This is a genomic window from Pseudomonas abyssi (assembly GCF_002307495.1).
In the GTDB taxonomy this organism is placed as follows: domain Bacteria; phylum Pseudomonadota; class Gammaproteobacteria; order Pseudomonadales; family Pseudomonadaceae; genus Halopseudomonas; species Halopseudomonas abyssi.
Map to the genome: position 1 here is coordinate 202,855 of NZ_NTMR01000002.1, position 17,781 is coordinate 220,635.

The window sequence follows — 17,781 nt, forward strand, 5'->3', positions numbered from 1 at the left end:
GTTTCCGGGCGCTATTTCCCCCTGTTCACGCGGTTATGCAGGGGCTCATCGGCCAGCCAGCGGTGCAGATTGGCCATGAACTGCTCACCCAGCGCGCGGCGCCAGCCGATGAAATCACCGGCCATATGCGCAGACAGCATCACGTTGGGCAGATCCCAGAGCGCATGCCCGGCGGGCAATGGCTCGGGGTCAACAACATCCAGTACCGCAGCGCCCAGCTGACGCTGCTGCAAGGCGTCGACCAGATCGTCGGTCACCACAATCGCGCCACGGCCTACATTCACCAGCAGGGCCTCGCGGCGCATCAGCGCCAGGCGATCACGATTGATCAGCCCGCGTGTGTCCTCGGTCAGGGGCGCGGTGATGATCACCACATCCGCCTCTGGTAAGACCGCATCCAGCTGGTCGCTGGCCAGCACGCGGGTAAAGTGCGGCGCCTCGCGCGCCGTGCGGGCGATGCCGGTCACCTCAATATCCAGCGCCGCCAGCAGTCTTGCCACTTCGCTGCCGATTGAACCGGCGCCAATGACCAGCGCATGCTGACGCGCGGCCAGCGCAGTTTCGCGGTGCTGCCACTGATGCTGACGCTGCAGCCGCAGGTTGCCGAGGCTGTCCTTGGCATGCATCAGCACCGCACCCAGCACATACTCGGCAATACCCAGATCAAACACCCCGCGCGCGTTGGTCAGCAGCACATCGCTGTCCCACAGCGCCGGGAACATCAAGGCATCGACCCCGGCACTGGTGGCGTGCACCCAGCGAATGCTGTGCTCGGCCGGCCAGCACCCTTCGAGCAGCCCGGTACGAAAGTCGGTGACCACCAGCACGTCGGTCTGCGGCAGGTGCTGGCGCAGATCCGCCTCATCGCTGACCGTGCGCAGCTCGACCGTGGTGGGCAGGTCCTCAAGCCCCGGCAAGGGTTCCTCGCCGGGGGCGACCAGTACCAAAATCCGCGTCACGCAGCCACCTGCTGAGCGGCACGGGCAAAGCGGGCAACCGCTTCGTCAATCTCGGCGCTACTGACCGTCAACGGCGGCAACCAGCGGACAATCTGGCCGTCGGTGCCGCAACGCAGCAGCAATAAGCCCTCGGCCTCGGCGGCGCTGGTCAGGCGCGCCGCCAGGTCGCCACGCGGCGAGCGATGATCGTCGGCGATTTCCATGCCCTGCATCAGCCCCTTGCCGCGCAGCGTGTCGATCATGGGAAAACGCTGACGCAGGCCCTGCAAACGCTCGGTCAGTAGCTCGCCCTGTTCTGCTGCGTTGGCGACCAGCTGCTCCTTGTCGATCACCTCCAGGGTTGCCAGGGCCGCAGCGCAGGCCACGGCGTTGGCGCCATAGGTGCCGCCCTGGGAGCCGGCCAGGCCCTTGCTCATCAATGCTTCGGAGGCGGCAATGGCCGACAGCGGAAAACCGCTGGCCAGCCCCTTGGCGGTAATCACGATGTCCGGGGTAACGTCAAAATGGTTGTGGCTCCAGAAGCGCCCGGTGCGGCCGTAACCGGCCTGAATCTCGTCGCAGATCAGCAAGATGCCATGCTGCCGACAGCGCTCGGCCAGGCCCTGCATAAAGGCTGTGTTGGCCGGGTAGTAGCCGAACTCGCCCTGCACCGGCTCGATCAGCATGGCGGCGGTGTCGCTGGGCGCAGTGCGGGTTTTCAGAATGTGGTCGAGCTCACGCAGGGCAAACTCGGTGGCCTGCTCCTCGCTCCAGCCGTAGCGGTAGGCATGCGGAAACGGAGAGACCTCCACCCCGGCCATCATCGGGTGAAAGCCCGTCCGCACCTTGGTGCCGGAGGTGGTGAGGGAGGCGGCCGCCATGGTGCGACCGTGAAAGCCACCATCAAAGACGATGATATTGGCGCGACCAGTGGCCTGTCGCGCTAGGCGCAGGGCCGCTTCGACCGACTCGGACCCGGAATTGGCAAAGGCCACCGAATCAATGCCCTCAGGCATGCGTTCGGCCAACGCATCCGTCAGTTCCAGCATGGGCCGGTGAGCGACCGTGGTGTACTGAGCATGAATGACACGGCCAACCTGCGCCTGAGCGGCGGCGACCACAGTGGGGTGACAATGGCCGGTGCTGGTCACACCGATACCGGAGGTGAAGTCCAGATAGCGCCGACCGTCGGTATCGATCAGCCAGCTGCCTTCGCCGTAGTCCACGCAAACCTGACTGGCCTGCTTGAGCAGCGGTGACAAATGGTGCATAGCCATCTCTCCTGTCCTTTCGGCGGGCCGAAGCCCGTGTCTGATCGGCCAGCAGCCCGCAGAGCGAGCTCTGACACGCGAGCGGGATCAGTGCAGCGCGGCAATCACGCCGGCAGTCACATCCCGACAGGTCCGCCGTTGGCCAGCGGCAGTCGCCAGATCCTTGGCAACCGCTTGGCGCAGGCGTTCGGCAGCCTGTGCGCAACCCACCCAGTCCAGCATCAGGGCTGTGGTGAGCAGCATGGCAGCAGGGTTTGCGAGCCCCTGGCCGGCGATATCCGGCGCGCTGCCATGTGTGGGTTCGAACAGCGCGGGCATGGCACGGCTGTCCGGATTGATATTGCACGACGGCGCCAGCCCCAGTCCGCCCGAGAGCACAGCGGCCAGATCCGTCAGAATGTCTCCATGCAAGTTGCTCGCCACCACCACATCGAAGGTCCAGGGGCACTGCACAAACTTCATGCAGGCCGCATCAACCAGCTCGTGGTGGACGCCTATCTCGGGGAATTCGGCGGCAATCTCGGCGAACACCTCGGTATACATGTCACCCCAATAGGGCTGGGCGTTGCGCTTGGTAATCAGGCACACCTGTGCACCAGCGCGGCCCTTGTCTGCGCAGTGAAAGTGCCGCGTCTCTGCCCCCCGCGCCTCCAGCCGCTCGCGGGCGCGAACAAAGGCATGGCGAATCAGCCGCTCGGTAGCGCGCCGGGTAAACACCTCCAGCTGGGTAGCCACTTCATCGGCCGAGCCCCGGTGCAGGCGTCCACCCTGATTGACATACTCGCCCTCGCTATTTTCGCGAATCACCAGCATGTCGACCTCAGCGGCGCGCGCATCGGCCAAATACTGCGGTGCACCGGGCAGCAACCGGGCTGGTCGCTCGCAGGCCCACAAGCCCAGGCCCTTGCGAACCTGCAGCAGCGGTGACAACGAGACGCTGTCGGGCAGGCAGTAGCGTTCGGCATCGGTCAGCGGCCCCGGATCGCCCAATGCGCCCATCAGCAGCGCGTCATAGGCTTGCACCCGGGTCAGGGCATCGGCGGGCATCATCTCGCCGTGCTGGCGATGCCAGTTGGTCGACGGCCAGTCCAGCCAGTCCCAGGTCAGACCGAGCGGGGTCTGGCGATCAAGCGCGGCAAGCACCTCGGCCGCGGCCGCCATCACCTCCGGGCCGATGCCATCGCCGGGCATCAGGGCGATGCGCCTTGGCTCGGTCATCTGTCAGGCCCCGCCCATGCACAGGTATTTGATCTCGGTGTACTCATCCAGCCCGTGCCGCGAGCCCTCACGGCCCAGCCCACTGGCCTTGACCCCGCCGAAGGGCGCTGCGGCATTGGACACCGCCCCCTCGTTGATACCGATGATGCCGGCTTCCAGCGCATCGGCAACACGCCAGACGCGGTGGATATTGGTGCTGTAGAAATAGGCCGCCAGCCCATAGGGCGTATCGTTGGCCAGCTCAACGGCCTGCTCCTCCGTATCGAAACGGATCACCGCCGCCAGCGGACCAAAGGTCTCATCAGCGCACACCTGCATGTCCGGGGTCACGCCGGTCACAAGTACGGGCTCAACGTAGTTGCCTTTGGCCTCACCGGGTGAGGCGCCGGCAACATGCTTAGCGCCCTTGGCCAGGGCATCGTCAAAGTGCTCCTGCACCTTTTGCACCGCTGCCCGGTTGATCAGCGCAGACTGGGTTACGCCTTCCTCGAAGCCGTCACCCAGCTTCAACTTACCCATGGCCTCGGCCAGTTTCTCGACAAACTGGTCATGAACGCCGCTCTGCACCAGAAAACGGTTGGCGCAAACGCAGGTCTGCCCGGTGTTGCGGAACTTGCTGACCATGGCGCCTTCCACTGCGCGGTCCAGATCAGCATCGTCAAAGACGATAAAGGGCGCGTTGCCACCCAGTTCCAGCGACACTTTCTGCACATGTTCGGCGCACTGGGCCATCAGCTGGCTGCCGACGCTGGTCGAGCCGGTGAAGCTCAGCTTGCGCACCGTCTCGCTGCTGGTCAGCACATCACTGATCATCGACGCCTTGCCGGTGACCACATTGAACACGCCCGACGGAATACCCGCTTCTTCGGCCAGCACACCCAGCGCCAGCGCGGTAAAGGGGGTGGCGCTGGCGGGTTTGACAATCATCGAGCAGCCGGCCGCCAGCGCAGCGCCAGCCTTGCGGGTAATCATCGCTGCCGGGAAATTCCAGGGCGTGATGGCGGCCGTCACACCAATCGGCTGACGGGTCACCACGATATGCTGCCCGGGCTTGGCACCGGGAATGGTCTCGCCGTAAACACGGCGTGCTTCCTCGGCAAACCAGCGGATAAAGGACGCGGCATAATCGACCTCACCGCGGGATTCCACCAAGGGCTTGCCCTGCTCCAGCGTCATCAGGCTGGCAATGTCTTCGCGGTGCTTGAGCATCAGGTCGTACCAGCGCATCAGCAGGTCAGCACGTTCCAGCGCCGTGGTCTTGCGCCAACTGGCAAAGGCCTTGTCGGCCTGGGCAATGCAATCGTTGAGCTGAGCTTCGCTCAGGCTGGGCACGCTGCCGATAATCTCGCCGCTGGCCGGGTTATCCACCTCGATGGTGGCGCCATTGCTGGCGTCGATCCAGTTACCTGCGACCAGACATTGCTGGCGAAACAGGCGGGGTTCGGCAAGACGGGACGGTGCAGACATAGCGGCCTCCTGGGGCAAGACGATGTAGGAGCAGGACGGCCCTGCTCAACTGAAAAACGATACGCAGTGCTCTGCGCAAAAGACGCCCCGCGAGCAGCGTGGCGAAGATATAACCGGCAGGGCACTGTTTCAGTCGACCGCGCTCCGGTCAGCGTGTTCCCCCACGGTCAGCACCCTCCTCCACAGGGTAGGCAGGATAAACAGCAGACGCAAACAGCCAGCGGGGTTTGAACCAGAGCCGGTTTGGCGGGTCGACGTAGAAGCAGTATCACCCTGCCAAACACGCAAATAAGGAGCACCCCATGCAACGGATCACCCACACGCTCGCCGGCCTGCTGCTGGCCAGCAGCGCCAGCCTGGCCTTCGCCCAGACCGCCGCCCCGGATAACGCCAAGGTGTTTTTCATCTCACCCAAAGACGGTGCTACCGTCAGCTCACCGGTCACCGTGCAGTTTGGCCTGGAAGGTATGGGCGTCGCACCGGCCGGCGTCGAGCGGGAAGCCACCGGCCACCACCATCTGCTGATCGACACCGACACCCTGCCGCCGGCCGGTCAGCCGATCCCGGCGGACGACCACCACGTGCACTTTGGTGGCGGCCAGACCCAGACCAGCCTCGAGTTGACGCCGGGCGAACACACCCTGCAGCTGATTGTCGGCGACCACCACCACATGCCGCTGTCGCCCTCGGTTACCTCCGAGCAAATCACCATCACCGTCGAGTAACCGCAGCACACCGTCGCTGATCAGGGCTGTCCCTGGTCAGCGCTGCTGCCCAGCAGCAGACCCAGCCCCGCCACGACCGACGTCGTGCCCGCCAGAGCAATGATCACCATCTGGCCACACCGATACAGCCGTTGGTACTTGTCCGACTCCCAATCAGAGCGCTGAATATTGTCCTCCAGCTCGCCCAGTGGATGGGCCTAGTGTCTGCATGCCGCCTCCCCGGCCTGATCCGGCCTTGTCTCGAGCACAGACACCTCCGCGGTGGGCGCCGCTGCAACGGGAACTGCGACGCGACTTTGCGGCCTAACCGCTCAGATACCCATCGCAAGGAATTCGCACCATGCTACGAGGGACTGTTCTGACCAGTGCCGCTTTATGCTTCTGTCTACCACTGGGCCTGCAGGCCGCCGACTTCAGCTTTGAGCAGGTCATCACCAAAGCGCGCGAACGTGCTGAAAGCGCCTACCAACCGCCCAAGGAAGTCCCGCGCTTTTTGCAGGAACTGAGCTTTGACGACTATCAGGGCATCCGCTTCAAGCCGGAAAACAGCCTGTGGCACGAGAGCGATTCAGCCTTTCAGGTCATGCCCGTGCCAAGCGGGTTGTTCTACCGTAACCCAGTGCAGGTGCATGTCATTGATGAGCAGGGCGTCGAGCCGCTGACCTTTGCCAAGAACCAGTTCACCTACCCCAATACCGAGGTCGAACGGCTGGTGCCTGCGGATCTCGGCTACGCCGGTTTCAAGCTGACCTTTCCTCTCAAGGACGGGGAACAGAACCAGTTTCTGGTATTTGCCGGCGCCAGCTACTATCGCGCCGTGGGCAGCGACAACAACTTCGGCATTTCCGGCCGCGGCCTGGCAATCGATACCGGCATGCCCGGCGGCGAGGAGTTTCCCGATTTCGTCGAGTTCTGGCTGGAACGTCCGGCGCCCGACGCCACCAGCATGACCTTCTACGGCCTGCTCGACAGCCCGAGCATGAGCGGCGCCTACCGGTTTGTTGCCACCCCCGGTGAGCAGACGGTGCTGGCGGTAGAGTCCGTACTGTTTCCGCGCCAGGATGTCGAATTGCTGGGCGTCGCGCCGCTCACGAGCATGTTCTACTACGGCGAAAACAGCATCCGTCCGCGCGGTGAGTGGCGACCGGAAGTACACGACTCCGACGGCCTGCTGGTGCACGACGGCGGCACAGGCGAATGGCTCTGGCGGCCGCTGCAGAACCCCGGCACCCTGCGCATGGACTACTTCAGCGTGCAAAATCTGCGCGGCTTCGGCCTGCTGCAGCGTGACACCGACTTTCGCAGCTATCAGGACCCCGAAGCCATCTACGACGGCCGCCCGAGCAGCTGGGTAGAAACCGACGGCAGTTGGGGGCCGGGCAAGGTGGTACTGGTACAGATCCCCACCCCGAATGAAACCAACGACAACATCGTCGCCTTCTGGCAGCCCAACGACCCGGTGCAACGTGGCAAGCCGCTGAAACAGCGCTACCGCGTCCTGTTCGGTGACCCTGGTATCGCCGCCAACCCGCTCGGCAGCGCACGGGAAACCTTCGTCGGTGACGGCATGCGTGTCGGCGGCGGCAGCGAGGAAGGGGCCCTGCGAATGATCGTCGACTTCGCGGGCGGCCCGCTCGATGCGTTGAGTGACGATGCGGCCGTGCTGGGCGAGGTCACCATGCAGAATGACGGCGAGCTGATTGAGCAGTTCGTTCAATACCTGCCCAGCCTGAAGCGCTGGCGCCTGTCGATGCTGGTGCGCCCGGCGGAAGGCGAGTCACTGGCGCTGCGTGCGCACCTGCGTGACGCTGAGCAAACCCTGAGCGAAACCTGGCAATACGACATTCCCGTCGGCAGCGACCTGCTGGCCACGCCGGAGTAAGGCATGAACCCGCCCGACAGTCATGTGATCCTGCAACGCATTCTTGCCTACTGGCAGTGGGCAGGGATGCCGCTAGACCGCGACACTGAGCTCAAGGCGCTGGCCATTACCCGCCAGGCCTTGCAGCAGCACCAACAGCTCGCACTAGAGGTTGCCCTGCAGGCCGCCCGCGCCGCGCTGCCGGCCAGCCCCGCAACGCCCCAGGCTGGCCCGCCGCTACGTCGGGGCAGTCTGCGTTATGGAGATTATTGATGACCAGCCTGCCACCGACCCTGCTACCCGAGAGCACCCACGCCCAGCACCACTGGCGAGGCAGTGCGCGCCGCCGCCGCATCCTGCTGCTGGTGCTGGTGCTGGGTCAGACCCTGGCGGCTACCTGGCTGCTGCTGGCGGTACTGCCCTACCATGGACGTACCGCCGTCGAGGTCGGCATTGCGGTGCTCTTCGGCCTGCTGTTTACCTGGCTATCACTGGGTTTCTGGATTGCCCTGACCGGTTTTGTCCTACGCCGCCGTGGCGGTGATCCGCGCAGCCTGATGCGGCGTCAGGATGCAGCCACCCTGGCCGCGACTCCGCTCGCACGCACTGCCATCGTGATGCCGATCTACCACGAACCGGTTGCGCGCAGCCTGCTGGGCCTGAAGGCCATCTACCAAAGCCTGGAAGCCAGCGGCGAACTGCAGCACTTTGACTTCTACATCCTCTCCGATAGTCGCGATGCGGACGTCTGGCTACAGGAACAGGCAGCCTGGCAGGCCCTGCGCCAGGAGCTGGGAGCTCAAGCGCGTCTGTTCTATCGCCGCCGTCGACTCAACCTGAACCACAAGAGCGGTAACATCGCCGACTTTCTGCGCCGCTGGGGTCGCGACTACCAGTACATGGTGGTGCTGGACGCCGACAGTCTGATGGGCGGCGATACCATCGTGCAGATGGTGCAACTGATGCAGCGCCACCCGCAGGTGGGCATCCTGCAAACCAGTCCACGCCTGCTCAACGCGCACTCCTTGTTCGCCCGTATCCAGCAATTCGCCAATCAACTGTATGGCCCGCTGTTCACCACCGGGTTGGCGGCAGTACAGTTGGGCGAAGCTGCTTTCTGGGGGCACAACGCCATTCTGCGTATTCGCCCCTTCATGCAGCACTGCGGCCTGCGCCGGCTGCCCGGCTGGGGGTTGTTCAAGGGCTCGGTGCTCAGTCACGACTTCGTCGAAGCCGCCTATATGGGGCGTGCGGGGCAGGAAGTCTGGCTGGAACCGGAGCTGCAGGCCAGCTACGAAGAATCACCACCGACTCTGAGCGACGAGCTGACCCGCGACCGTCGCTGGGCCAAGGGTAACCTGCAGCATCTGTGGCTCATGCTGTTCAGCCGCCGCCTGCGTGTGGCGCACCGCCTGGCCTTTCTCAACGGCATCATGGGGTATCTTGCCTCACCGCTGTGGTTCGGCTTTCTGGTGCTGACCACCGTCGAAGTGGCGCGGCTGGTACTGTGGCCGATCAACTATTTCCCGCAGCCCAACCAGCTGTTCCCGCTCTGGCCCGAGTGGCACCCCACCCGGGCACTGGCACTGGTGGGCATCACTCTGACATTGCTGTTCGTCCCCAAACTGCTGGCGTTGGTCGATGTGCTGATCAGCGGGCAACGCCGGCGCTACGGCGGTGCCCGACGTCTTTGCCTGAGCGTGCTCATCGAGTCGCTGGCATCGGCCCTGCTGGCGCCGATTCGCATGCTCGCGCACAGCCGCTATGTGGTAGAGGCGCTATTCAACGTCAACCTGCGCTGGGCCGGGCAAAACCGCAGTGGCGAGACCAGTTGGCTGGCAGCCGTACTCGACCAGGGTGTCGGCAGCCTGCTGGCACTGAGCTGGTCGGCCTTTGCCTACTGGCTGCAACCCATGTTCTTCCTCTGGTCACTGCCAGTGGCGGTGCCTTTGGTACTGGCTGCGCCGTTGTTTGTGCTATTCAGCCGCATTGGTATCGGCACCTGGCTGCGTGATCGCGGCCTGCTGTTGAGCCCGGACGAGCAGCGCGGCAATACGCTACTGGACGCACTGGAACAGCCATCCAGCCTGCCTGCTCTGTGCGAGCGCGATGCGTTTGTCGAGGCCGTCATCCATCCCGCCACCGCGCAGCTGCAGGCAGGCCTGGCCCATGCACCGCGCGCCCGGCGTCAGCAGCAGGAGTTGCAGCTGCTGCGACAGCGCTGCCTGGAGCAGGGGCCGGAGCAGTTGGAACCGGCGCACAAGCAGCTGCTGGCAGCCGACGCGGAGTCGCTGCGCTGGCTGCACCAGCAGGTGTGGTTGAGCGCTCCGCAAAGCCCCTGGGGCAAGCGCCTGGCCAACCGCATCGCAAACTGACGCAGGTGCCCTGGCCGCTCCCGCAGGCGGGTCCCCACCCCCGCCTGCGCAATACCCTGTTTTAGGTACTTGCCATCCTCGCATATGGCTATATGCTTCTAATCGGCCAGCTTCCAGCTGGCTGCCCATACGATCACCTTGCCCTGATCTGCCGCTCCTGCGGTGGAGCCAGCCGCGGCGTGGCCGTTAGCCATATGCGTTGTTCGGTCTGTCCGATCAGCTTTCGCGCCTACCAGACGGGCGCACCCAGGGAGAGAAAAATGATCAAGAAAGCCTTAGCGCTGTTTGCCGTCCTGTTTCTGTTCAGTGGCCCCGCCGCCGCCGGCTTCGACGGCTATGTCGAGGTGACCAACAACACCGGCTACGACATCTACTACCTGTACGTCAGCCACGCCAAGTCCAAGAGCTGGGAAGAAGACGTCCTGGATGACGATATTCTGCCCGACGGCCACACCGTGCGGGTCAACCTGAGTGGTGCCAAATCGTCTATCTTCGACATCCGCGCCAAGGATGAAGACGGCGACACCTATACCGTCTGGGAGATCGACGTCGCCCGTGACGACGTTGTCTTCACCCTGGATGACATGGACTGAGAGGCCACGAGGGGCGGCCAGCCGCCCCTCAGCCTTACCGCTCCCGCATCCCATCAAGACGCAGCACCACGCCGCAGCACCCAAACCTGATAGATCCCCGCCAGCAGCACCGCCATTGAGGCAGGCGCCAGCAGCGAATAGAACTGCCAGCGAGCAAAGCCCAGCGCCCCCAGCGTGCCCCCCAGAATAAAGCCGCCAATCAGCAGCAGAAACAGCACCGCCTTGCGCCGGTCCAGCGGCACACCACGCAGGCGCGCGCCCAGCATGACGCCCAGATCGGTGAAGATACCCGAGACGTGGGTGGTGCGAATAATCGCACCGCTGTAGGTGGTTACCATCGCGTTCTGCAGCCCGCAGGCCGCGGACGCAAGGTAGTGCCCACTCAGACTGGCAGCCTGCAATGCCAGCATGGCAAGCACCAGCAACAACGCCTCCAACACCAGCGCCACCCCATAGCGCCGGCCCGGCTGCAAGGCGCTGCTACCGATAAACAGACCGCTGAAGGCAGCCCCAGCGACAAAGCTCAGCAGCACCAGCAGCAGGTGCAGCAGCTCGGCTGCCGGCAACTGCGTCAGCCCGGCGCCCAGCAGGGTCGAGGTACCGGTCAGGTGTGAAACCGCCTGATGGCTAAAGCCCAACAGGCCCACCGCATTAACCACACCGGCCATCAGCGCAAGGCTGAATGCGCCGGCCTCAACCCAGGATGGCAGTCTGGAAATCACGCGCTGGCTCCCCCGGTAAAAAGCCTCATCATACGCCGACGGCAAGCCCCCTGTCCGGCGGCCGTACGTTCGTCAGCCTTACCGGCCTCAGGCGTGGATATCCGCCGCCAACTGCGAGTAGAATCGCTGTTTTTCGACATTTCGACAGGACACTCGCAGATGGGTCGCGCTTATCAGAACCGCAAGGAATCCATGGCCAAGACGGCCGACGCCAAAACCAAGCTTTACAGCAAGTACGCGCGGGAGATCTACGTCACCGCCAAGTCAGGCGGCGTGGACCCCGATGGTAACCTGGCCCTGCGCGGCCTGATTGACCGAGCCAAGAAAGACCAGGTCCCCGGCCACGTCATCGACAAGGCCATCGACAAGGCCAAGGGCGGCGGCGGTGAGGATTTTTCCAAGGCGCGTTATGAAGGCTTCGGCCCCGGCAACTGCATGGTCATCGTCGACTGCCTGACCGATAACCCGAACCGCACCTTTGCCGACGTGCGCAACTGCTTCACCAAGACCAAGAGCAAGATCGGCACCGAGGGCAGCGTCAGCCACATGTTCGATCACTGCGCCATTCTGGCCTTCAAGGGTGAAGACGAGGAAGCCACGCTGGAAGCGCTGATGATGGCCGACGTCGACGTGACCGACATCGAGAACGAAGATGGCGTAATCACCGTATTCGCCCCGCACACTGAATACTTCAAGGCCAAGCAGGCGTTGATTGATACCTTTGGCGAGCTGGATTTTGAAGCCGACCTGATCCAGTTTGTGCCGCAAACCACCACCGAGATCAGCGGTGATGATGTGGTCATGTTCGAGAAGTTTACCGACATGCTGAACGACCTCGACGACGTGCAGAACATCTTCCACAACGCCGAGTTCTGATCTGCGCGGGCGCTCCTCAGGAGCGCCCTGCCTGCCCTGCTCCAGCCGCTTCGCCACCCGACTCCGTCATCGCATCAAGCTCCCGCCGCTGTTCACGCATGTGTTCCAGCTGCGCCTTGATCGCCGCCTTGCGTTCGCCATCAGCACCTTTGGCCTCTTCTTCCAGCGCACGCGCCTGCTCGGACAGCTGCGCCTTGCGCTCGGCCAGCTGCTGCGCCAGTTCGGCCTTGTCGAACAATACCGCTTCAGCTTCAGCGGCCTGCGCTCGGCGCTGGCGATGCCCGCCACCCGCCGGGACAAACACCTGTTCAGCAGCAACCGGGCGTTGATTCATGATGGTAGGCGACATGATCTCGATGCCTGCGCCGTGCAGGCCGTCGAGAATCGCCTTGTAGAGGGTAGAACGGGCCGTAATCAGGCCACGCGCCTCGGGCAGCACGCCGGAGACCCGGTAGCTGATGGCAAAGTTGCCCAACGCCAGCAACTGCACAAAGGCATCCTGCAGGCCGCTGGTCTGGGCGGCAGCCAGCAGCAGGGGCTCTACGTCGGCGTGATGGGTGTCATACCCAAGCGACAGCTCGGCCGAGACCAGCGCGCCGTCACTACGCAACGTGGCAATCGGGTGGCTGGTCAGGTAGCTGTTGGGCAGCGCGATCAGCTCGCCACTTTCAGACTGGATCTCGGTATCAAACAGCCCCCGCTCCGCCACTCGCCCAAAGTGCTCGCCCACCGAAATGAAGTCGCCCAGCACAAAGGGCCGGGTCATACGCAACAGTACGCCCGCAGCCAGGTTGGCAAAGATATTGGAAGACGAGAAGGCAAAGACACCGGAGATCAGCAATCCCAACAGCGCGATGATCTGATTGCGCGCGCCCTCGCTGACCGGCAAGGCCAGAATGACCGCAACCATGCCAATCAACGTCAGCGCCAACATGACCAGCTGGCGCGAAAACAGCCGCTCGTTGCCCAGGTCGCGGTTGCGCCGAATCAACAAAAAGTGCGCCAGCACCAGCACCAGCGCTACCAGCCCAAGTGTCAGCAGCAGCGGTATGGACGCCAGGGCGACCGCCAGAATATCCGTCAGCAGGTTCATCCCGTCTCTCCCGTTCGTTTGTGTCCAGGGTAGTACTTGGCCGCTTCAGGCCGGCGCAACTGCTGAAAAGCTGCCACCTCCCAGGGCCGAATGGCCAGAATCATGCTGACCCCAAAGCGCTGCTCCAGTGGCAGTACCAGATCCTCCTGATGACTGTGGCGAAACGCCTGGGCCAGGCGCTGCAGCTTCTGATGCATCTGCTCCGTCGACTGCGGCGAGAGCATGCCGCTAAGGAACATCCGCAGCTCACCCGGCAAATTGAAATGACACTGGAAAAAGTCGGCCTGCACCTGCTGCTCGAAAAAGCGCTGAATCGGCCCATGCTGCTGCCAGCGAAAATCGTGACTGATCAGCGGCTTGATGCGGTTGCCCGGCAACAACTCGATCAACCCCATCCGATCCAGCCGCGCCAGCCGTCCCACCGCTTCTGGCTCACTGAGCTGATAGGTTTCCAGTATCTGCGCCAGACTCCAGCGATTCAGCGCGCAGATCGCCACCAGCAGCAGGCGATCATCGCCGACCAGCTCCTGTTCCTGTTCGGTCGTCAAAGCGTCGATGCGCTGAGCCTGATCCAGCCGCCGCACCAGGTCGCTGATTTCCAGCCCCAGCAGAGAACAGATCTGATCCAGCCGCTGCAGCGAAAACTGCCGCTCGGAGAACAACCGCTTGACGCTCGCCTCCGACAAGTCCAGCGCCTCGGCCACCTGCTGATAGGTAATTCCCTGCTCTTTTAGCGCGTTTTTGAGTGCCGAGACAATCGCTGCGGTCTGTGCCATATGACAATACCTTTACAGAGCATAAATGCCGTCAAGGCGGGGAAAGCCGCCATAAAGTATCGCCATGTAATACCTTAAGCCACCTCCCGCGCAACCTTTTCGGTAACGCTGGCACCGCCGACCAGGCCGGTGCACAGTCCGCTCCAGACGCAGCCACACCCTGTGCGACTGCCACTCACGCTGGAGGCAACACCATGGATAGCGAAATCAACAGCAACTCCTCAGGCTGGATTTTCTTCGTCAAGGCATCCTTCGCGATCGCCCTGCTGGCGACCGGCGCGGGGGTGATTTTTTCGCCCACCGACCTGCTGGTCAAAGGTTACATGTCGGTTTGTGCGCTGTTTCTGGTCAGCACCACCATCACCCTGTCAAAAACCATGCGGGACGAACACGAAGGCAAGCGCATCCACAACCGTCTGTCCGAAGCCCGCGCCCAGCAACTGCTGAAAGAATATACGGAGTAACCGCCATGACACTCTGGAGAAAGGTAGGCACCCTGTTCCGCGCCAGCGCGCACGAGCCGCTTGAGCAACTGGTCGACGCCAACGCCCTGCGCATCATGGAGCAGGAACTGCGCGACACCGAGAACGCCATGCTGCTGGCCAAGCGCGAGCTGGCCGGCCTGATGGCGACCATCAAGCAGCTGCAGCGCAGCAACCTGCAACTCAGCGAAGAACTGGCACAGCGTGAAGAGCAGGCCCGTCAGGCGCTGGAACGGGATGAGTCCGGACTGGCCTACGAACTGGCCGAATGGATCGCCGCGCAGGAGAACCAGTTGCAGCAGCAACGCCAGCACGCCGAGCAGCTGCAACGCCAGGAGGCGACGCTGCGTGAACAGCTGCGCCGCGCCGCGCAGTTGCATCAACAATATCGCCGCGAGCTGCAACTGGCCCGCGCCAACCGCAGCACCGAACGCCTGCTGGGCAATCTGGGTCACCAGACCCGCGGTCTGCAAGCGCACATGGGCGACCTGGCCAGCTCGCTGGAGCGCATTCGCCAGCGCCAGGACAACGCCAGCGACGTTGGCGCGGCCCTACAGCAGTTGCAGGATGAAGACGACGGCAGCGCCTTGGATCAGCGCCTGCAACGCGCCGGTATCGCCACCGGCAAGACCGACGCCAACAGCGTGCTGGCGCGCCTGCGTGGCAACAGCGGCGCTGAGGCGTAAGGCAGCGCACCCAGGGCGGCCACGGCCGCCCTTTCTATAATTTTTTTATTCCATAACCAACAATAAAGAATATTTAATCTATTCTTCAGCAGATGCCACAGTGGGTTCTCAGTCATCCGGAGCCATCCCATGAAGCCTCTTGCCCTGTTTGCCACCCCCTGGCTGCTCGCCTGCAGCAGCCTGTTGAGCGCCGCCCCGGCCGTCGACCACCTGCGCCTGTCGGTGATCCCTACCGCCAGCTCCAGCGGCGCCGCCGAAGCCATGGTGGTCAGCGGCGGCCGCTGGGGTACCCAACGTCATCTGCTGCACGCCGCCATACTGATAGAGCACCCGCAAGGGCGCTTTCTGTTCGACACCGGCCTGGGTCATGAGACCGCCGACGCCTTCGCCCGCAACAATTGGCTCAACCGCACACTGCTCGCCTACGAAAACCTGAACCCGGCGCGTGATCAGCTGGAGGCGGCAGGCTACCAGGCCAGCGATATCGACTTTATTCTGCCCAGCCACCTGCACTGGGATCACCTGGGCGGTCTGCCGGACTTTCCGGACTTGCCCGTGCTGATCCTGTCCGGCGCGCTGGAGGAGGCAAAGACCCATGGCGAGCCACCCGCCTTTCTCGCAGAGCAGTTCGAAGGCGAGCGCGAGTGGCGGCAAATTGCACTCGACAACGTACCCTATCTGGGCTTTGACCGCAGTCTCGACCTGTTCGGCGATGGTCAGTTGGTGCTGGTTGATCTGAGCGGCCATACCGCAGGTCAGGTCGGTCTGTTCGTCAACCTGCCCTCCGGCAAGCGCCTGTTCCTGATTGGCGATACCAGCTGGACCGAGCGCGGCGTAGAGCAGAACAAGCCGCGCCCGGTGTTCGTGCAGTGGATATCCCATGTCGATAGCGATCGCGAGCGCAACAGCGAACAGCTCAAACGCATTCACGAGCTGCACCAGCAGGACCCGGAGCTGCTGATCGTGCCCGCGCATGACGAGGTGGTGGCCGCAGGTCTGGCGCATTTCCCCGACTTTGAGGAGTAACCATGGACCTGCGCAGCCTGCGCTATTTCTGCGCCGCCGCTGAAGCCGGCAGCCTCACCGCTGCCGCCGAACGCTGCCACGTCGCCCAGCCGTCCATCTCCAACGCCGTTGCCCAACTGGAGCAGGAGTTTGCCCTGCGCCTGTTCAGTCGCAGCAAAAAAGGCGTCACCCTGACGCCCGAAGGCGACGCCTTCTATCAAGAGGCCACGCGCCTGCTCGGCAGCGCGGGGGAGATGGAACAACGCTTCAAGCGCGTGGAGCGGCCCCGGCTGTCGGTCGCTATCGACTCCAGCCTGGCCAGTCGCGACAGCGGTTACCTGCTGCAGCTGACCGCAGGCAGGCTACAGAACTATCGCCTGCAGGTACGCACCCAGCCCACACAACCGGCAGACCTGTGGCTGCTGAGTGAACGGCAGGTACCGGACGGCTATCACTTTATCGCGCTGCTGGAGCAGGAGTACCGTCTGCTGCTGCCGCGCGGCTGGTCCCTCAATCAGCCACTCGAGCTGGAGCAGGCTACCCGGTACCCTTGGATCGACCGGCTCGACTGCGAACTGCGCAGTGCCTTCCTTGAGCGCCTGCCCGACCTGGCCGACCACGCCAGCCTGCAGGTGGATACCGAAGACCTGGCCCTGAGCCTGGTGCAGCACCGCCAGGGAGCAACCGTGATGGCCGTCAGCGACGACCTCGACCTGCTGAGCCCGGCGGTTGATAGCCACTCCCTGCGCGGGCTGGTGCCGGAGCCGCTGCGTCATCGTCAGCTGGGCCTCGCCTGCCGGGCCGAACTCAAGGACAGCGTCATGGCCGCATTTGGCTGAGCACAGGCTCTTCCCGCGCTGCGGCAGCTGTCCTACACTCGGCTGATGACGCTCAAACCCGACGCTGATCCGCTGTATCAGGCCGCCCGCCAACGCGTGCGACGGGCGCTGCTGCCTGTCGTCACCGGTACCCCGCCGGATGCCGACACCATCCACCAGCTGCGCGTGTGCTGCAAGCGTCTGCGTGCCCTGCTGCAGCTCTATCGACCGTACAGTGGCCGCCAACGTCTGCGCCAGCTGGATCAGCAGGTTCGTCTGATCGCCAAGTCACTGGCCGGACGCCGCGACCTGCATGTGCAACAGCAACTCATCAGCCAACTGGCCGGAGAGCTGGAACGCCCGCTTAGCCCGGCGCTGAATAGTCAGTTGCTGCTCTCCTCTAGCAGTCACAGCGTCAACGCCACCGACAACGAGCGCATCATCGCCGCCTTTGCAGCGGTCCTGAGCGACTGGCCGCACTGCGATAGCGGCACGCGCGACAACTGGGCGGCAGGGTTGGCGCGCACCCGCAAGCAGGCACGCTCGCTAGCGCGCCGCGCGTGCAATAGCGATCAGGACGCGCTCTTTCACCGCTGCCGCAAGTGGACCAAGTATTACCTCTACCAGCTGGAGCAGTTGCATGACAGCCGGTTGCCGGCGAGCAGCGAGATGCAGGCACTGGCTCGGCTGGGCGAACAGCTCGGCCAATTGCAAGACCTCTGCAACCTGGAGGCGCAACTGCGAACACTGGCGCCAGACCAGGAGACCGAGGCACTTGCCGAACGACTGGATAAGCGCAAACGCCGCTGCAAACGGCGTATCATTCGCCTTTTCATCAAAGTCTACGGCAGGCGTCACCTGGACGTCTGACCGCG

At 63.7% G+C, this 17,781-nt stretch carries 18 protein-coding genes; 11 read left to right on the forward strand and 7 right to left on the reverse strand.

Features of this window, described 5'->3' with window-relative positions; genetic code table 11:
- Nucleotides 1-11 precede the first annotated feature (11 nt).
- The 4 genes from CNQ84_RS01145 to CNQ84_RS01160 form a co-directional block, all read right to left on the reverse strand.
- On the reverse strand, nucleotides 12-959 hold the full coding sequence (locus CNQ84_RS01145; RefSeq protein WP_096003084.1) for a D-2-hydroxyacid dehydrogenase: 948 nt from the start codon (nucleotides 957-959) through the stop codon (nucleotides 12-14).
- Nucleotides 956-2,209, reverse strand: coding sequence for an aspartate aminotransferase family protein (locus CNQ84_RS01150; protein ID WP_096003085.1), 1,254 nt, complete (start codon nucleotides 2,207-2,209; stop codon nucleotides 956-958). The genes CNQ84_RS01145 and CNQ84_RS01150 overlap by 4 nt, the downstream gene beginning before the upstream one ends.
- Before the next feature lie 87 nt (nucleotides 2,210-2,296).
- Nucleotides 2,297-3,427: an isocitrate/isopropylmalate dehydrogenase family protein gene (locus CNQ84_RS01155; RefSeq protein ID WP_096003086.1), complete on the reverse strand. Its 1,131-nt coding sequence runs from the start codon at nucleotides 3,425-3,427 to the stop codon at nucleotides 2,297-2,299.
- 3 nt (nucleotides 3,428-3,430) lie between these two features.
- Complete coding sequence (locus CNQ84_RS01160) at nucleotides 3,431-4,894, reverse strand: NAD-dependent succinate-semialdehyde dehydrogenase (RefSeq protein ID WP_096003087.1); 1,464 nt, start codon at nucleotides 4,892-4,894, stop codon at nucleotides 3,431-3,433.
- Between the two features lie 302 nt (nucleotides 4,895-5,196).
- On the opposite strand from CNQ84_RS01160, the gene CNQ84_RS01165 reads away from it, so the two are divergent.
- The 5 genes from CNQ84_RS01165 to CNQ84_RS01185 all read left to right on the forward strand — a co-directional run bounded on the left by CNQ84_RS01165 (nucleotide 5,197) and on the right by CNQ84_RS01185 (nucleotide 10,448).
- Nucleotides 5,197-5,619, forward strand: a complete 423-nt coding sequence (locus CNQ84_RS01165; RefSeq protein WP_096003088.1) for a DUF4399 domain-containing protein — start codon at nucleotides 5,197-5,199, stop codon at nucleotides 5,617-5,619.
- Between the two features lie 340 nt (nucleotides 5,620-5,959).
- A complete protein-coding gene (locus CNQ84_RS01170; protein WP_096003089.1) occupies nucleotides 5,960-7,501 on the forward strand; it encodes an OpgD/OpgG family glucan biosynthesis protein in 1,542 nt (513 codons plus the stop codon).
- 3 nt (nucleotides 7,502-7,504) lie between these two features.
- On the forward strand, nucleotides 7,505-7,753 hold the full coding sequence (locus CNQ84_RS01175) for a hypothetical protein (protein WP_096003090.1): 249 nt from the start codon (nucleotides 7,505-7,507) through the stop codon (nucleotides 7,751-7,753).
- Complete coding sequence (gene mdoH, locus CNQ84_RS01180; RefSeq protein ID WP_096003091.1) at nucleotides 7,753-9,855, forward strand: glucans biosynthesis glucosyltransferase MdoH; 2,103 nt, start codon at nucleotides 7,753-7,755, stop codon at nucleotides 9,853-9,855. Before CNQ84_RS01175 ends, mdoH begins: the two co-directional genes overlap by 1 nt.
- Before the next feature lie 260 nt (nucleotides 9,856-10,115).
- Nucleotides 10,116-10,448 carry a hypothetical protein gene (locus tag CNQ84_RS01185; protein ID WP_202974627.1) on the forward strand — a complete coding sequence of 111 codons (333 nt, stop codon included), beginning with the start codon at nucleotides 10,116-10,118 and terminating at the stop codon, nucleotides 10,446-10,448.
- A 53-nt stretch (nucleotides 10,449-10,501) separates the two neighbouring features.
- Here CNQ84_RS01185 and CNQ84_RS01190 read toward each other — a convergent pair whose 3' ends face one another.
- A complete protein-coding gene (locus CNQ84_RS01190; protein ID WP_096003092.1) occupies nucleotides 10,502-11,170 on the reverse strand; it encodes a YoaK family protein in 669 nt (222 codons plus the stop codon).
- A 159-nt stretch (nucleotides 11,171-11,329) separates the two neighbouring features.
- Here CNQ84_RS01190 and CNQ84_RS01195 point away from each other — a divergent pair, with 159 nt between their 5' ends.
- The gene (locus CNQ84_RS01195; RefSeq protein WP_096003093.1) at nucleotides 11,330-12,046 is read left to right on the forward strand and encodes a YebC/PmpR family DNA-binding transcriptional regulator; all 717 of its coding nucleotides are present in this window, start codon (nucleotides 11,330-11,332) and stop codon (nucleotides 12,044-12,046) included.
- A 16-nt stretch (nucleotides 12,047-12,062) separates the two neighbouring features.
- On the opposite strand, the gene CNQ84_RS01200 is transcribed toward CNQ84_RS01195, so the two are convergent.
- Together CNQ84_RS01200 and CNQ84_RS01205 are read right to left on the reverse strand one after the other, a co-directional pair.
- Nucleotides 12,063-13,139 (reverse strand): mechanosensitive ion channel domain-containing protein, encoded by a 1,077-nt coding sequence (locus CNQ84_RS01200; protein WP_096003094.1) that lies wholly within the window; start codon nucleotides 13,137-13,139, stop codon nucleotides 12,063-12,065.
- On the reverse strand, nucleotides 13,136-13,915 hold the full coding sequence (locus CNQ84_RS01205) for a helix-turn-helix domain-containing protein (RefSeq protein ID WP_096003095.1): 780 nt from the start codon (nucleotides 13,913-13,915) through the stop codon (nucleotides 13,136-13,138). The genes CNQ84_RS01200 and CNQ84_RS01205 overlap by 4 nt, the downstream gene beginning before the upstream one ends.
- A 194-nt stretch (nucleotides 13,916-14,109) precedes the next feature.
- On the opposite strand from CNQ84_RS01205, the gene CNQ84_RS01210 reads away from it, so the two are divergent.
- The 5 genes from CNQ84_RS01210 to CNQ84_RS01230 all read left to right on the forward strand — a co-directional run bounded on the left by CNQ84_RS01210 (nucleotide 14,110) and on the right by CNQ84_RS01230 (nucleotide 17,776).
- Complete coding sequence (locus tag CNQ84_RS01210) at nucleotides 14,110-14,379, forward strand: YiaA/YiaB family inner membrane protein (protein ID WP_096003096.1); 270 nt, start codon at nucleotides 14,110-14,112, stop codon at nucleotides 14,377-14,379.
- 5 nt (nucleotides 14,380-14,384) lie between these two features.
- A complete protein-coding gene (locus CNQ84_RS01215) occupies nucleotides 14,385-15,083 on the forward strand; it encodes a PspA/IM30 family protein (RefSeq protein WP_096003097.1) in 699 nt (232 codons plus the stop codon).
- Nucleotides 15,084-15,212: 129 nt separating this feature from the next.
- Nucleotides 15,213-16,109 (forward strand): MBL fold metallo-hydrolase, encoded by an 897-nt coding sequence (locus CNQ84_RS01220; RefSeq protein WP_096003098.1) that lies wholly within the window; start codon nucleotides 15,213-15,215, stop codon nucleotides 16,107-16,109.
- 2 nt (nucleotides 16,110-16,111) lie between these two features.
- Nucleotides 16,112-16,927 (forward strand): LysR family transcriptional regulator, encoded by an 816-nt coding sequence (locus CNQ84_RS01225; RefSeq protein ID WP_096003099.1) that lies wholly within the window; start codon nucleotides 16,112-16,114, stop codon nucleotides 16,925-16,927.
- Nucleotides 16,928-16,972: 45 nt separating this feature from the next.
- Nucleotides 16,973-17,776 carry a CHAD domain-containing protein gene (locus CNQ84_RS01230; protein WP_096003100.1) on the forward strand — a complete coding sequence of 268 codons (804 nt, stop codon included), beginning with the start codon at nucleotides 16,973-16,975 and terminating at the stop codon, nucleotides 17,774-17,776.
- Nucleotides 17,777-17,781: the final 5 nt, after the last annotated feature.